The sequence below is a fragment of the Mesorhizobium sp. M0159 genome (assembly GCF_040322295.1).
Classification (GTDB): Bacteria; Pseudomonadota; Alphaproteobacteria; order Rhizobiales; family Rhizobiaceae; genus Mesorhizobium.
In genome coordinates, this window is the sequence record NZ_JAMYTF010000082.1 from 1 (window position 1) to 14874 (window position 14874).

The 14874-nt window shown below is 62.4% G+C and carries 9 protein-coding genes; 2 read left to right on the top strand and 7 right to left on the bottom strand.

Annotated elements, in window-relative coordinates:
* The 4 genes from NKJ32_RS33530 to rpsL all read right to left on the bottom strand — a co-directional run.
* Positions 1-334, bottom strand: a 334-nt coding sequence (locus tag NKJ32_RS33530; RefSeq protein WP_352700731.1) for a GTP-binding protein, incomplete at its 3' end; no start/stop codon positions are given.
* 67 nt (positions 335-401) lie between these two features.
* Positions 402-2492: an elongation factor G gene (fusA, locus tag NKJ32_RS33535; protein ID WP_023680448.1), complete on the bottom strand. Its 2091-nt coding sequence runs from the start codon at positions 2490-2492 to the stop codon at positions 402-404.
* A gap of 30 nt (positions 2493-2522) precedes the next feature.
* Entirely contained in the window at positions 2523-2993 is a 471-nt protein-coding gene (gene rpsG, locus NKJ32_RS33540) for a 30S ribosomal protein S7 (RefSeq protein WP_008875664.1), read from the bottom strand.
* An 85-nt stretch (positions 2994-3078) separates the two neighbouring features.
* On the bottom strand, positions 3079-3450 hold the full coding sequence (gene rpsL / locus NKJ32_RS33545) for a 30S ribosomal protein S12 (protein WP_006333356.1): 372 nt from the start codon (positions 3448-3450) through the stop codon (positions 3079-3081).
* A 462-nt stretch (positions 3451-3912) separates the two neighbouring features.
* Here rpsL and NKJ32_RS33550 point away from each other — a divergent pair, with 462 nt between their 5' ends.
* On the top strand, positions 3913-4194 hold the full coding sequence (locus tag NKJ32_RS33550) for a transcriptional regulator (protein WP_023680447.1): 282 nt from the start codon (positions 3913-3915) through the stop codon (positions 4192-4194).
* A 123-nt stretch (positions 4195-4317) separates the two neighbouring features.
* On the top strand, positions 4318-5247 hold the full coding sequence (locus NKJ32_RS33555) for a Gfo/Idh/MocA family protein (RefSeq protein WP_352572480.1): 930 nt from the start codon (positions 4318-4320) through the stop codon (positions 5245-5247).
* 49 nt (positions 5248-5296) lie between these two features.
* On the opposite strand, the gene NKJ32_RS33560 is transcribed toward NKJ32_RS33555, so the two are convergent.
* The 3 genes from NKJ32_RS33560 to rpoB form a co-directional block, all read right to left on the bottom strand.
* The gene (locus NKJ32_RS33560) at positions 5297-5962 is read right to left on the bottom strand and encodes an O-methyltransferase (protein ID WP_352572478.1); all 666 of its coding nucleotides are present in this window, start codon (positions 5960-5962) and stop codon (positions 5297-5299) included.
* Between the two features lie 84 nt (positions 5963-6046).
* On the bottom strand, positions 6047-10243 hold the full coding sequence (gene rpoC / locus NKJ32_RS33565) for a DNA-directed RNA polymerase subunit beta' (protein WP_023680444.1): 4197 nt from the start codon (positions 10241-10243) through the stop codon (positions 6047-6049).
* Between the two features lie 131 nt (positions 10244-10374).
* Complete coding sequence (rpoB, locus tag NKJ32_RS33570) at positions 10375-14511, bottom strand: DNA-directed RNA polymerase subunit beta (RefSeq protein WP_352457481.1); 4137 nt, start codon at positions 14509-14511, stop codon at positions 10375-10377.
* Between the last annotated feature and the right edge of the window lie 363 nt (positions 14512-14874).

A 14874-nucleotide genomic window follows, 5' to 3' on the forward strand; every position in this document is an offset into this window, starting at 1 on the left:
GCGTCTGCGGCATCGGGCCGTCGGCGGCCGACACCACCAGGATCGCGCCGTCCATCTGCGCAGCACCGGTGATCATGTTCTTCACGTAGTCGGCGTGGCCGGGGCAGTCGACATGGGCATAGTGGCGGTTGGCGGTCTCGTATTCGACGTGCGCCGTCGAAATGGTGATGCCGCGCGCCTTCTCTTCCGGCGCCGCATCGATCTGGTCGTAGCGCTTGTATTCGCCAAAATACTTGGTGATCGCCGCCGTCAGCGACGTCTTGCCATGGTCGACGTGACCAATCGTGCCAATGTTCACATGAGGCTTAGTGCGCTCGAATTTACCTTTTGCCATGTGATCTCTCCATTCCTGCCAGCCCGTGCGGGCCTTGAATTAAGTTACTGATGCAACTCGTTTCGAGTTACGCGTATTTCTTCTGGACTTCCTGGGCGACCGCGGTCGGGACCGGCTCGTAGTGGTCGAACTGCATCGTGTAGGCCGCGCGGCCCTGGCTCATCGAGCGAAGGTTGTCCACGTATTTGAACATGTTGGCGAGCGGCACCATCGCGTTGATGACCACAGCCACGCCACGGGCTTCCTGGCCCTGGATCTGGCCGCGACGGCCGTTCAGGTCGCCGATAACGCTGCCGACGTAATCTTCCGGCGTCACCACTTCGACCTTCATGATCGGCTCGAGCAACTGCACGCCAAGCTTGGGCGCTGCTTCACGGAAGCAGGCGCGGCCGGCGATTTCGAAGGCCAGAACCGACGAGTCCACGTCGTGGTAGGCGCCATCGATCAGCGTCGCCTTGACGCCGATCATCGGGAAGCCGGCGAACGGGCCCGAGGTCATGACGCTGTTGATGCCCTTTTCGACACCGGGGATGTATTCCTTCGGCACAGCGCCGCCGACGATCTTGGTTTCGAACTCGAATTCGCTGCTTTCCGGATTCGGCTCGAACAGTATCTTGACGCGGGCGAACTGGCCGGTACCGCCGGTCTGCTTCTTGTGCGTGTAGTCCTGCTCGTGCTTGCGGGTGATCGTCTCGCGGTAGGCCACCTGCGGCGCGCCGACATTGGCCTCGACCTTGAACTCGCGGCGCATGCGGTCGACGATGATGTCGAGGTGAAGCTCGCCCATGCCGGAAATGATCGTCTGGCCCGATTCCTCGTCGGTCTTGACGCGGAAGGACGGATCCTCGGCGGCCAGGCGGTGAAGGGCGAGACCCATCTTTTCCTGGTCGTTCTTGGTCTTCGGCTCGATGGCGATCTGGATGACCGGATCGGGGAATTCCATGCGCTCGAGGATGACCGGATGCAGCGGATCACTGAGCGTGTCGCCGGTGGTGGTGTCCTTGAGACCAGCGAGGGCGACGATGTCGCCGGCAAACGCCTCTTCGACGTCGGCGCGCGAATTCGCATGCATCTGCAGCATGCGGCCGATGCGCTCTTTCTTGCCCTTCACGGTGTTGTCGACCGAGATGCCCTTGGTGAGCTTGCCCGAATAGATGCGGGCAAAGGTGAGCGAACCGACGAACGGGTCGTTCATGATCTTGAAGGCGAGCATCGACAGCGGCTCGTTGTCGTCGGCATGACGCTCGATCTCGGCGTCGGTCTTGGCGTCGACGCCCTTGATGGCCGGGACATCGGCCGGCGACGGCAGATATTCGACGACGGCGTCGAGCAGCGGCTGCACGCCCTTGTTCTTGAAGGCCGAGCCGCAGAACATCGGATAGAACTTCACCGCGATCGTGCCCTTGCGGATGAGCGCACGGATCTCGTCGTTGCTCGGCATCTTGCCTTCGAGGTAATTCTCGAGCGCCGTTTCGTCCATTTCGACGGCGGCCTCGATCATCTTCTCGCGGTATTCTTCGGCACGAGCCTTGAGGTCGGCAGGGATCTCGACGATGTCCCAGGCAGCGCCCAGCGTCTCGTCGCGCCAGACCAGCGCGTTCATCTCGACGAGGTCGACGACACCCTTGAACTCGGTCTCGGCGCCGATCGGCAGCTGCATGACGACGGCATGCGCACCTAGGCGCGAACCGATCATCTCGACCGAGCGGTAAAAGTCGGCGCCGATCTTGTCCATCTTGTTGCAGAAGATCATGCGCGGCACGCGGTACTTGTCAGCCTGACGCCAGACGGTTTCCGTCTGCGGCTCGACACCGGCATTGGCGTCGAGCAGCGCGATGGCGCCGTCAAGCACGCGCAGCGAACGCTCGACCTCAATGGTGAAGTCGACGTGGCCGGGGGTGTCGATGATGTTGAAGCGGTGCATCTTGCCGTCGCGACCCTTCCAGAAGGTCGTGGTCGCGGCGGACGTGATGGTAATGCCGCGCTCCTGCTCCTGCTCCATCCAATCCATGGTGGCAGCGCCGTCGTGGACTTCGCCGATCTTGTGCGACTTGCCCGTGTAATAGAGGACGCGCTCGGTGGTCGTCGTCTTGCCGGCGTCGATATGCGCCATGATACCGAAATTGCGGTAGTCTTCGATTTTATATTCGCGGGCCATGGGAGGTGCCTCTTCAGTCTCGTTCGCGCTTTACCAGCGGTAGTGCGCGAAAGCGCGGTTGGCTTCTGCCATCTTGTGGGTGTCTTCACGCTTCTTGACCGCGGTGCCGCGGTTGTTGGCCGCGTCCATCAGCTCGCCGGAGAGGCGGTCGACCATAGTGGTCTCGTTGCGGTTGCGGGCGGCGGCAATCAGCCAGCGGATGGCCAATGCCTGACGGCGCTCGGGGCGCACGTCGACCGGAACCTGGTAGGTGGCGCCGCCGACGCGGCGCGAACGCACTTCCACATGCGGCGCGACATTGTCGAGCGCCTGATGGAAGACGGTGACCGGCTCCTGCTTGGTCTTGGACTGAACCTGGTCGAGCGCGCCGTAGACGATGGTCTCGGCAACCGACTTCTTGCCGTCATACATGACGGCGTTCATGAACTTGGTGACGATCAGATCGCCGAACTTGGGGTCCGGATTGATCTCACGCTTTTCTGCACTGTGACGACGGGACATTTTTTCTCTGCCTCAATTCTACGCGGTGGCCTGGATCCCGGATCGTCGCTTGACGCCGCCCGGAACGACCTTGGCTACGCTTCGGTCACTTCGGACGCTTGGCGCCGTATTTCGAACGGCGCTGCTTGCGGTTCTTCACGCCTTGCGTGTCGAGCACGCCGCGGATGATGTGGTAACGGACGCCCGGAAGATCCTTGACGCGGCCGCCGCGGATCATCACCACCGAGTGTTCCTGAAGGTTGTGGCCTTCGCCGGGGATGTACCCGATCACTTCAAAACCATTGGTCAGGCGGATCTTGGCCACCTTGCGCAGCGCCGAGTTCGGCTTCTTCGGCGTCGTGGTGTAGACGCGCGTGCAGACGCCCCGCTTCTGCGGGTTCTGCTGCATGGCCGGGACCTTGTTGCGCTTCACCGGCGCAATGCGCGGCTTGCGGATCAGCTGGTTGACGGTAGGCATTAAACCCTCTTGTCTCTCAATTCCGTGTCTCGCCCGGTCAGGGCCGCTCAAAGCGTCATTTCCATACGCAAATTCGGGCCACAAACCGCGCCTCGCGGTCTTGCCCGAACAAATGGCAGAGGAAGCGGAAGCCGCTTCATGCACGCCGGAAATGTCTTTTCGCTCGTAAAACGAACCCTGTTTGAGGCAAACTCCAAAGCGTGTCGCTTCGGAAGCAAGAGCCTCACATCGGTTCTGACTGGGCGGCTTCTACTCGTATGGCCACTGTCCGTCAACCCCGGAGCGGCAAATATTGCGCTGAACCCGAGGCGTGGCAGCCATGCGAAAAGCGCATGTAATTTTCTTGCGCCGTTTTTCAAGAGGATGCCAGAAAGTGACCGGCTTGCGGCTGTTTCCAGGCCGTGCTTCGTGCGAAAAGGCGGCATGAGCAGCCCAAACCCCCTCGCCCGGAGGTACGAACCCGTGAATGACAATGAGGAGCGCCCGGTCACCATTATTACCGGCCGGGTGTGGAAGCGCAAAGGCGGCAAGCCGGAAGGCGTGCATGTGATGCTGGTCGCGCCGGACGACGATTCGGCGGTGCGCCGCGCTCTCGAATCGCTTGCCGCCGAAGGTTATGCCGAGGCAGAGCTCGATCAGATCGGCGACATGGACGGCGTGCCGGACGAGGAGCCGCATCTGTCCGCCTATCAGGGCGCGCTCGAAGGCGAAGTGTCGATCGTGACGTTCGATGTGCCGATCTGAAGAGATCTGAATCGCGGTCGATCTCACGGGCCGGCGACAAAGCCCGGCGACTTGCCCGGCACAAGTTCTCTGCTAAGAAGCGACCTCTGGCAAAACCAAGCACACTCAACCTGCGGAGTTCCCATGTCCTCTAATCCCATCAAGCTCGGCATCGTCGGCGTGGGAAAGATCGTCCGCGACCAGCACCTGCCGGCCTTGGCGAAGGACCAGGATTATCGCCTGGTCGCCGCAGCGAGCCGCCACGGCAAAGTCGAAGACATCCCGAATTTCCCGACGATCGAGGCGATGCTCGACTCGGTGCCGGAGCTCGAGGCGGTGTCGCTGTGCATGCCGCCGCAGTTTCGTTACGACGCCGCGCGCTTGGCGCTGGCGGCGAAAAAGCATGTCTTCCTGGAAAAGCCGCCCGGCGCCACGGTCAGCGAGGTCGAAGACCTGAAGGCGCTGGCGGCAGCGAACGGCGTCTGCCTGTTCGCCAGTTGGCATTCACGCTATGCGCCGGCTGTCGAAGCAGCGCGCACATTCCTCAGCTCGACTACGATCAGGTCGGCCGCCATCAACTGGAAGGAAGACGTGCGCCGCTGGCATCCGAACCAGGAGTGGATCTGGGCTCCCGGCGGCTTTGGCGTCTTCGATCCCGGCATCAACGCGCTGTCGATCGCCACCCACATCCTGCCGCCGATGTTCATCAGCTCGGCAGAACTCGATTTCCCTGAAAACCGCGCGGCCCCGATCGCCGCCCATATCGCCTTCCGCACTTCGAACGGTCTGCCGGTGACGATGGAACTCGACTGGCGTCAGACCGGCCCGCAAAGCTGGGACATTCTGGCCGATACCGAGGCCGGATCGATGGTGCTTTCTGGCGGCGGCTCAAAGCTCGCCATCGATGGCCGCGTCGTTCACGAGGAGCCGGAAGCCGAATACCCGATGCTCTACAAGCGCTTTGCCGAGATCGTGCGCGCCGGCACCTCCGACGTCGATCTCGCGCCCCTGCAGCACGTCGCCGACGCCTTCATGCTGGGCAAGCGCAATGTGGTGGAAGCTTTTTTCGACTGACGAGTGGGCGCCGGCCGGATCGCAGGTCTGGTCGGCGCACCGCACAAAATCAATTGACGATCGCTATTGCAAAGCCGTCATAGCCCTTGGCGCCAACAGTCTGGATCGCGGTGCCTTCCAGACGTTTGTCGCTGCCGATGAACGAGAACGCCGCGCGTGCCCCTTCGACATTGGCGTCGCGACCATCTTCATTCACCACCGCGCCGTCACGGATGACATTGTCGCAGACGATGACGGTCCCCGGCCTCGAAAGACGCATGGCCCAGGACAGATAGTGCGGGTTGTTCGGCTTGTCGGCGTCGATGAAGATAAAATCGAACGGCCCGGCATTCTCGGCGCCTAAGGCCGCAAGCGATTGAAGCGCCGGTCCGACCCGCAGTTCTACCTGGTCAGACACCCCTGCCCGTTCAAAGTTCGACCGCGCGACACTGGCGTGGTGCGGATCAAGCTCGAGCGTCACGACCTTGCCGTCCATCGGCAATGCTCGCGCCATCCAGATTGTTGAGTAGCCGCCCAATGTGCCGATTTCGAGTACCTTCTTTGCTCCCTGCATTCGCGCAAGAAGTGAGAGCAGCTTGCCTTGTGCCGGGGAAACGTCGATAGGCGGCAGGCCCTGATCATGGTTGGCCGCCAGAACGGCATCAAGAGCGGGATCCGCCTCGAAAAGAGCTTCGACAATGTAGTCGTCGACAGAAGCCCAGATCTTCCTGCTCATCGTTTCTTCTCCGATCCGATTGAGGAACCAAAATGCGAAAAGGGGCCACTTAGGCCCCTTTTCTATCTTCTCTTGCTTGCGCGCTTACTGCGCCGCGTTAACCATGTCGGTCAGCATCGGCTCGGCGACCTCGACGCCGGACGCCTTGCGGCGCTCGTCGATGATCAACTCGTCGCGCGAGGTGGCGATGCGCCGGATCTGGCTCATCGTACCGCCGGTACCGGCCGGGATCAGCCGGCCGACGATGACGTTTTCCTTCAGCCCCTGCAGCATGTCGGTCTTGCCGGCAACCGCAGCTTCGGTCAGCACCCTCGTCGTCTCCTGGAAGGAAGCGGCGGAGATGAAGGACGGCGTCTGCAGCGAGGCCTTGGTGATGCCAAGCAGCACCGGCTGGCCTTCGGCCGGCTTCTTGCCTTCCTCGACCAGGCGCTCATTGACCTCTTCCAGCTCGATCACGTCGACGTGGTCGCCCGGAATGTAGGTCGAATCGCCCTGCGTGGTGATCTCGACCTTCTGCAGCATCTGGCGAACGATCACCTCGATGTGCTTGTCGTTGATCGACACGCCCTGCAGGCGGTAGACCTCCTGGATCTCGTTGACGAGGTAGGAGGCAAGCGCCTCCACGCCCTTGATCGCCAGGATGTCGTGCGGCGCCGGATTACCGTCGAGGATGTAGTCGCCCTTCTCGATGACGTCGCCGTCCTGGAGATGGAACGGCTTGCCCTTCGGGATCAGGTATTCGACCGGCTCAAGCGTCGAGTCATGCGGCTCGATGATGATGCGGCGCTTGTTCTTGTAGTCGCGGCCGAAGCGGATCGTGCCATCGATCTCGGCGATGATGGCGTGATCCTTCGGACGGCGTGCCTCGAACAGTTCGGCCACACGCGGCAGACCACCGGTGATGTCCTTGGTCTTGGCGCTTTCCATCGGGATACGCGCCAGCACGTCGCCGGGGCGAACCTGTGCGCCCGGCTCGACCGAAAGAATGGCCTCGACCGAGAGCAGGAAGCGGGCGTCGCCGCCCTTCGACAGCTTGCCGACCTTGCCCTTGGCATCCTGGACGACGATCGCCGGCTTGAGGTCGTTGCCGCGTGGCGTCGAACGCCAGTCGATGACCTCGCGCTTGGTGATGCCGGTCGATTCGTCGGCGGTTTCCTGGACGGAAATGCCATCGACCAGATCCTCGAATGCCACCCTGCCCTCGATTTCGGTGAGGATCGGGCGGGTATAAGGATCCCACTCGGCGATACGCTGGCCGCGCTTCACCTTGTCGCCATCGTCGACGAAGATGCGCGAACCGTAGGTGACGCGGTGCGTGGCGCGTTCCTTGCCGGCTTCGTCGAGGATCAGCACCGCCATGTTGCGGCCCATGACCATCAGCTGGCCGTCGGAGTTGCGCACCACGTTGCGGTTGCGGATCTCGACCTTGCCCTCGTAGGAGGCTTCAAGGAACGAGGAATCCACCACCTGCGCCGTGCCGCCCATGTGGAAGGTACGCATGGTGAGCTGAGTGCCCGGCTCGCCGATCGACTGCGCCGCGATGACCCCGACAGCCTCGCCCTGGTTGACGGGCGTGCCGCGGGCCAGATCGCGTCCGTAGCAGACCGCGCAGACGCCGACCCTGACCTCGCAGGTCAGCGCCGAACGGATGCGGACAGACTGCACGCCGGCCTTTTCGATCAGTTCCACGTCACGCTCGTCCATCAGCGTTCCGGCCTTGACCAGAACCTCGCCGGTGACCGGGTGGGTGATGTCGTCGAGCGAGGTGCGGCCGAGAACGCGCTGACCAACCGAAGCGACGACCTGACCGGCATCGACGATCGGCTGCATGGTGAGGCCCTTGTCGGTGCCGCAGTCGAGCGAGTTGACGATGCAGTCCTGCGCCACGTCGACAAGACGACGCGTCAGGTAACCCGAGTTCGCCGTCTTCAAGGCGGTGTCGGCCAGACCCTTGCGGGCGCCGTGGGTCGAGTTGAAGTACTCGAGCACGGTGAGGCCTTCCTTGAAGTTCGAGATGATCGGCGTCTCGATGATTTCACCGCTAGGCTTGGCCATCAGGCCGCGCATGCCGGCGAGCTGGCGCATCTGGGTGGGCGAGCCGCGCGCACCGGAGTGCGACATCATGTAAATCGAGTTCATCGGCTTCTGACGGCCGTTGTCCTCGAACTCGACCGCCTTGATGCGGGCCATCATTTCGTCGGCGACCTTTTCCGAGCACTTGGCCCAGGCGTCGACGACCTTGTTGTACTTCTCGCCCTGGGTGATCAGACCGTCATTGTACTGCTGCTCGTACTCCTTGGCCAAAGCCTCGGTGTCGGAGACCAGCTTGATCTTGGCGTCCGGGATCAGCATGTCGTCCTTGCCGAACGAAATGCCGGCACGGCAGGCGTGGCTGAAGCCGAGAGCCATGATGCGATCGCAGAAAATGACCGTCTCCTTCTGACCGCAATGGCGGTAGACGGTGTCGATCATCTTGGAGATGTTCTTCTTGGTCATCTCCTGGTTGGCGGTCTCGTAGGGCACGTTGTGGTTCTTCGGCAGCAGCTCGCCGATGATCATGCGGCCAGGCGTGGTGTCGTAGATCTTCGACACGACCTTGCCGTCGGCGTCGACCGTGCGGAAGCGCCCCTTGATCTTGGCATGCAGCGTCACCGCCTTGGTCTCGAGCGCGTGCTGGAGTTCGCCCATGTCGGCAAACACCATGCCCTCGCCCGGCTCGTTCTGGTTGACGATCGAGAGATAGTAGAGACCGAGAACCATGTCCTGCGACGGCACGATGATCGGCGCACCGGAAGCCGGGTGCAGGATGTTGTTGGTCGACATCATCAGCACGCGGGCTTCGAGCTGCGCTTCCAGCGACAGCGGCACGTGGACCGCCATCTGGTCGCCGTCGAAGTCGGCGTTGAAGGCCGTGCAGACCAGCGGGTGAAGCTGGATCGCCTTGCCTTCGATCAGGATCGGCTCGAACGCCTGGATACCGAGGCGGTGCAGCGTCGGTGCGCGGTTCAAAAGCACCGGATGCTCGCGGATGACCTCGTCGAGGATATCCCAGACCTCCGGACGCTCCTTCTCGACCAGCTTCTTCGCCTGCTTGACGGTCGAGGAGTAGCCCTTGGCGTCGAGACGGGCGTAGATGAAGGGCTTGAACAGTTCGAGCGCCATCTTCTTCGGCAGGCCGCACTGGTGGAGCTTGAGCTCCGGACCGGTGACGATGACCGAGCGGCCGGAATAGTCGACGCGCTTGCCGAGCAGGTTCTGGCGGAACCGGCCCTGCTTGCCCTTCAGCATGTCGGACAGCGACTTTAGCGGACGCTTGTTGGCGCCGGTGATGACGCGGCCGCGGCGGCCGTTGTCGAACAGCGCATCGACGGCTTCCTGCAGCATGCGCTTTTCATTGCGCACGATGATGCCGGGCGCGCGCAGCTCGATCAGCCGCTTCAGGCGGTTGTTGCGGTTGATGACGCGGCGATAGAGGTCGTTCAGATCCGACGTGGCAAAACGGCCGCCGTCCAGCGGGACAAGCGGGCGCAGATCCGGCGGGATCACCGGAACCACCTTCATGATCATCCATTCCGGACGGTTGCCGGATTCCATGAAGTTCTCGACGACCTTGAGCCGCTTCAGGTACTTCTTCTGCTTGAGCTCGGAGGTGGTCGAAGCCAGCTCAGAACGCAGATCGCCGGCGATCTTCTCGAGGTCCATGCCGGCCAGAAGGTCGTGGATCGCCTCGGCGCCGATCATGGCGGTGAACGAATCCTCGCCATACTCGTCGACGGCCATCATGTACTCTTCCTCGCTGAGCAGCTGGTGCTCCTTCAGCGCGGTCAGGCCGGGTTCGGTGACGATGTAGTTCTCAAAATAGAGGACCCGCTCGATGTCCTTCAGCGTCATGTCGAGCAGCGTGCCGATGCGCGACGGCAGCGACTTCAGGAACCAGATGTGGGCGACCGGTGCCGCCAGCTCGATATGGCCCATGCGCTCGCGGCGGACGCGCGACAGCGTGACTTCGACGCCGCACTTCTCGCAGATGACGCCCTTGTATTTCATGCGCTTGTACTTGCCGCACAGGCACTCATAGTCCTTGATCGGGCCAAAAATGCGCGCGCAGAACAGGCCGTCACGCTCCGGCTTGAAGGTGCGGTAGTTGATGGTCTCCGGCTTCTTGATCTCGCCGAACGACCAGGACAGAATCTTCTCAGGGCTGGCAAGCGAGATCCGGATGGAATCGAACACCTGCGCAGGCGCCTGGGGATTGAAGAGATTCATGACCTCTTGGTTCATGCCGTTCTCCTTTTCGGGGTCCTCGAAAACCCCTTGCATCTAGCGCGGGCCAAACGCCCGCCGACTTGATCGGCCATCGGCCGAGAATTTGGTGCGTCCGGTCGCGGGAAGACCGCGGCCGGACGTCTTGCTTATTCGGCCGCGTCGGGCAGCCGGATCGGGTTGTCGTCGAGCTTGGTGTTCTCCAGCTCGACATTGAGGCCGAGAGACCGCATTTCCTTGACGAGAACGTTGAAGCTCTCGGGAATGCCGGCCTCGAAGGTGTCGTCGCCTCTGACGATCGCCTCATAGACCTTGGTGCGGCCGGCGACGTCGTCCGACTTCACCGTCAGCATCTCCTGCAGCGTGTAGGCGGCGCCGTACGCTTCGAGTGCCCAGACCTCCATCTCGCCGAAGCGCTGGCCACCGAACTGCGCCTTGCCGCCCAGCGGCTGCTGGGTAACGAGCGAGTACGGCCCGATCGAACGCGCGTGGATCTTGTCGTCCACAAGGTGGTGAAGCTTGAGCATATATATATAGCCCATCGTCACTTTGCGATCGAACGGCTCGCCGGTGCGTCCGTCATAGAGCTGCGACTGACCGCTGGTGTGCAGGCCCGCCTGCTCCAGCATGATGTTGATGTCGGCCTCGTGCGCGCCGTCGAACACCGGTGTCGCGATGGAGACGCCGCGGCGCATCTGCTCGCTGAGGCGAACGATGCTCTCGTCGTCATATTCGCGGACCGGCTCGTTGCGGTCGTTGGAAGGCATGAAGCTCTCGAGCGTCTTGCGCAGCGGCTTGATGTCGCCCGCCGTCTTGTATGCGTCGATCAGATCGCCGATCTTCCTGCCCATTCCGGCGCAGGCCCAGCCCAGATGCGTTTCCAGGATCTGGCCGACATTCATGCGGCTCGGCACACCCAGCGGGTTGAGCACGATATCGGCATGCGTGCCGTCCTCGAGGAAAGGCATGTCCTCGACCGGAACGATCCGCGACACGACACCCTTGTTGCCGTGCCGGCCGGCCATCTTGTCGCCGGGCTGCATCTTGCGCTTCACGGCCACGAAGACCTTGACCATCTTCATGACGCCCGGAGGCATCTCGTCGCCGCGCTGCACCTTCTCGACCTTGTCCATGAAGCGCTGCTCGAGCGCCTTCTTGGAATCGTCGTACTGGCCGCGCAGGGCTTCCAGTTCGCTCTGGAGCTTTTCGTTCTCCACGGCAAACTGCCACCACTGCGAACGCGGATACTCGTCGAGCGTGTCCTTCGACAGCTTCGAGCCCTTCTTGAAGCCCTTCGGCCCGGCAATCGCTTCCTTGCCGACGAGAACGTCGGAAAGACGCGAATAGACGTTGCGGTCGAGGATCGCCTGCTCGTCGTCGCGGTCCTTGGCGAGGCGTTCGATCTCCTCGCGCTCGATCGCCATGGCGCGCTCGTCCTTCTCGACGCCGTGGCGGTTGAAGACACGCACTTCGACGACGGTGCCGAAGGTTCCCGGAGGCATGCGCATCGAGGTGTCGCGCACGTCCGAGGCCTTTTCACCGAAGATGGCGCGCAGCAGCTTTTCTTCCGGCGTCATCGGGCTTTCGCCCTTTGGCGTGATCTTGCCGACCAGGATGTCGCCCGGCTGCACTTCCGCACCGATGTAGACGATGCCGGCCTCATCGAGGTTCTTCAGCGCTTCTTCCGAGACGTTGGGAATGTCGCGCGTGATCTCCTCCGGCCCCAGCTTGGTGTCGCGGGCCATGACTTCGAACTCCTCGATGTGGATCGAGGTGAAGACGTCGTCGGCGACGATGCGCTCGGACAGGAGGATGGAATCCTCGTAGTTGTAGCCGTTCCACGGCATGAACGCGACCAGCACGTTACGGCCGAGGGCCAGATCGCCGAGCTCGGTCGACGGGCCGTCGGCGATGATGTCGCCCTTGTTGACCCGGTCGCCCATGCGCACCAGCGGACGCTGGTTGATGCAGGTGTTCTGGTTCGAACGCTGGAATTTCATCAGCCGGTAGATGTCGACGCCGGACTTGCCGGGATCGAGATCTTCCGTGGCGCGGATGACGATACGCGTCGCGTCTACCTGGTCGACGATGCCGCCGCGGCGGGCGCCGATGGCGGCGCCCGAGTCACGGGCGACGATCGGCTCCATGCCGGTGCCGACGAACGGCGCTTCGGCGCGCACCAGCGGCACGGCCTGACGCTGCATGTTCGAGCCCATCAGCGCACGGTTGGCGTCATCGTTCTCCAGGAACGGGATCAGGGCCGCGGCCACCGACACCATCTGCTTCGGCGACACGTCCATCAGATCGACGTTTTCGCGCGGCGCCATCATCACTTCGCCGGCGTTGCGGCAAATGACGAATTCGTCGACGAAATGACCATTCTTGTCGAGCTCGGCATTGGCCTGCGCGACGTGGTGCTTGGCCTCTTCCATAGCCGAGAGGTAAACGACCTCATTGGTCAGCTTGCCGTTGACGATCTTGCGGTACGGGCTCTCGATGAAGCCGTATTTGTTGACGCGCGCGAAGGTCGCAAGCGAGTTGATCAGGCCGATGTTCGGGCCTTCCGGCGTCTCGATCGGGCAGATGCGGCCGTAATGCGTCGGGTGCACGTCGCGCACTTCGAAACCGGCACGCTCGCGGGTCAGACCGCCCGGTCCAAGCGCCGAAAGACGGCGCTTGTGGGTGATTTCCGAAAGCGGGTTGGTCTGATCCATAAACTGCGACAGCTGCGAGGAACCGAAGAACTCGCGCACGGCGGCAGCCGCCGGCTTGGCGTTGATCAGGTCCTGCGGCATCACCGTGTCGATCTCGATCGAGGACATGCGTTCCTTGATCGCGCGCTCCATGCGCAGCAGGCCGACGCGGTACTGGTTCTCCATCAGCTCGCCGACCGAGCGCACACGGCGGTTGCCGAGATTGTCGATGTCGTCGATCTCGCCCTTGCCGTCGCGCAGTTCGACCAGCGTCTTGACCACGGCCAGGATGTCGTCCTTGCGCAGCACGCGCACGGTATCCTCGGCCTTGAGCTCGAGGCGCATGTTCATCTTGACGCGGCCGACGGCCGACAGATCGTAGCGCTCGCTGTCGAAGAACAGCGAGTTGAACATGGCTTCAGCGGTTTCCAGCGTCGGCGGCTCGCCGGGGCGCATGACGCGGTAGATGTCGAACAGCGCGTCCTGGCGGCTCTCGTTCTTGTCGACGTTGAGCGTGTTGCGGATGTAGGCGCCGACGTTGACGTGGTCGATGTCGAGGACCTTGATCTCATCGTCACCGGTGCCAAGCAGCACTTTCAGCGTCTTTTCGTCGATCTCGTCACCGGCTTCGAGGAAGATCTCGCCGGTCCCGTAGTTGACAATATCCTCGGCAAGGTAGTTGCCGAGCAGATCCTCGTCGGTCGCCTTGATCGCCTTGAGACCCTTTTCGCCAAGCGCCCTGGCCTGGCGGGCGGTGATCTTCTTGCCGGCCTCGACGACGACTTCGCCGGTGTCGGCGTCGACCAGGTCACCAACGGCCTTGAGGCCGCGGAAACGCTCGACGTTGAACGGGATGCGCCAATGGTCGCCGGCGCGCTTGTAGGTGATCTTGTTGTAGAAGGTCGACAGGATCTCTTCGCCGTCCATGCCGAGCGCCATCAGCAGCGACGTCACCGGAATCTTGCGGCGGCGGTCGATGCGGGCGTGCACGACGTCCTTGCTATCGAACTCGATGTCGAGCCACGAGCCGCGATAGGGAATGACGCGCGCGGCAAACAGAAGCTTGCCGGACGAGTGCGACTTGCCCTTGTCATGGTCGAAGAAGACGCCCGGCGAACGGTGCATCTGCGAGACGATGACGCGCTCGGTACCATTGACGATGAAGGTGCCGTTCAAGGTCATGAGCGGCATGTCGCCCATGTAGACGTCCTGCTCCTTGATGTCCTTGATCGACTTCGCGCCGGTATCCTCGTCGATATCGAACACGATGAGGCGCAGCGTCACCTTGAGCGGCGCCGCATAGGTCAGGTCGCGCTGACGGCATTCGTCAACGTCGAATTTCGGTCCCTCGAACTCGTACTTCACGAATTCCAGCATCGAGGAGCCGGAAAAATCGGAAATCGGGAAGACCGACTTGAAAACTGCCTGCAGTCCCTCGTCAGGACGCCCACCCTTGGGCTCCTCCACCATCAGGAACTGGTCATAGGATGCCTTCTGAACCTCGATCAGGTTCGGCATCTCCGCAACTTCCGGGATCTTTCCGAAAAACTTGCGTACGCGTCTGCGGCCATTGAAAGTCTGGGTCTGGGCCATCGTCGCTCCTTAGCTCAATTCTCGGGACGAGCCTCGCCGCGGCTCGCCTTGCATCTCGGGCCACCTCGGCGGCCCTGTCTTGTTGCCCGCCGCTTGTCGGCGGCTTCTTGTCTTTTCACCCACCACCAATTTGGCGGCGGGCCAGAAACGGGAGAAAACCCGTTTCCTGAAGGCCGGTTTGCGGCCCTCAGGAAAGAGGTTTTCGCACTCTTCGCGTTACGCAGCCTCCCTTCGACGCGAAAGGAGTGGCGGGGGGGGGCCCGCCCTGCCGCCGGACGATACCCGAAAAGTAGGTGGACCGAGTGGCCGGCAGGTTGCCCCTGCGGCCTGGAAATTGGAACGGCGGGCTTTGAAAAGGGGGGG

Coding starts and splice junctions, on each gene's coding strand:
- rpsL (WP_006333356.1), bottom strand. CDS start 3,450: ATGCCTACCGTCAACCAGCTGATCCGCAAGCCGCGCATTGCGCCGGTG.
- fusA (WP_023680448.1), bottom strand. CDS start 2,492: ATGGCCCGCGAATATAAAATCGAAGACTACCGCAATTTCGGTATCATG.
- rpoB (WP_352457481.1), bottom strand. CDS start 14,511: ATGGCCCAGACCCAGACTTTCAATGGCCGCAGACGCGTACGCAAGTTT.
- rpsG (WP_008875664.1), bottom strand. CDS start 2,993: ATGTCCCGTCGTCACAGTGCAGAAAAGCGTGAGATCAATCCGGACCCC.
- rpoC (WP_023680444.1), bottom strand. CDS start 10,243: ATGAACCAAGAGGTCATGAATCTCTTCAATCCCCAGGCGCCTGCGCAG.
- NKJ32_RS33555 (WP_352572480.1), top strand. CDS start 4,318: ATGTCCTCTAATCCCATCAAGCTCGGCATCGTCGGCGTGGGAAAGATC.
- NKJ32_RS33560 (WP_352572478.1), bottom strand. CDS start 5,962: ATGAGCAGGAAGATCTGGGCTTCTGTCGACGACTACATTGTCGAAGCT.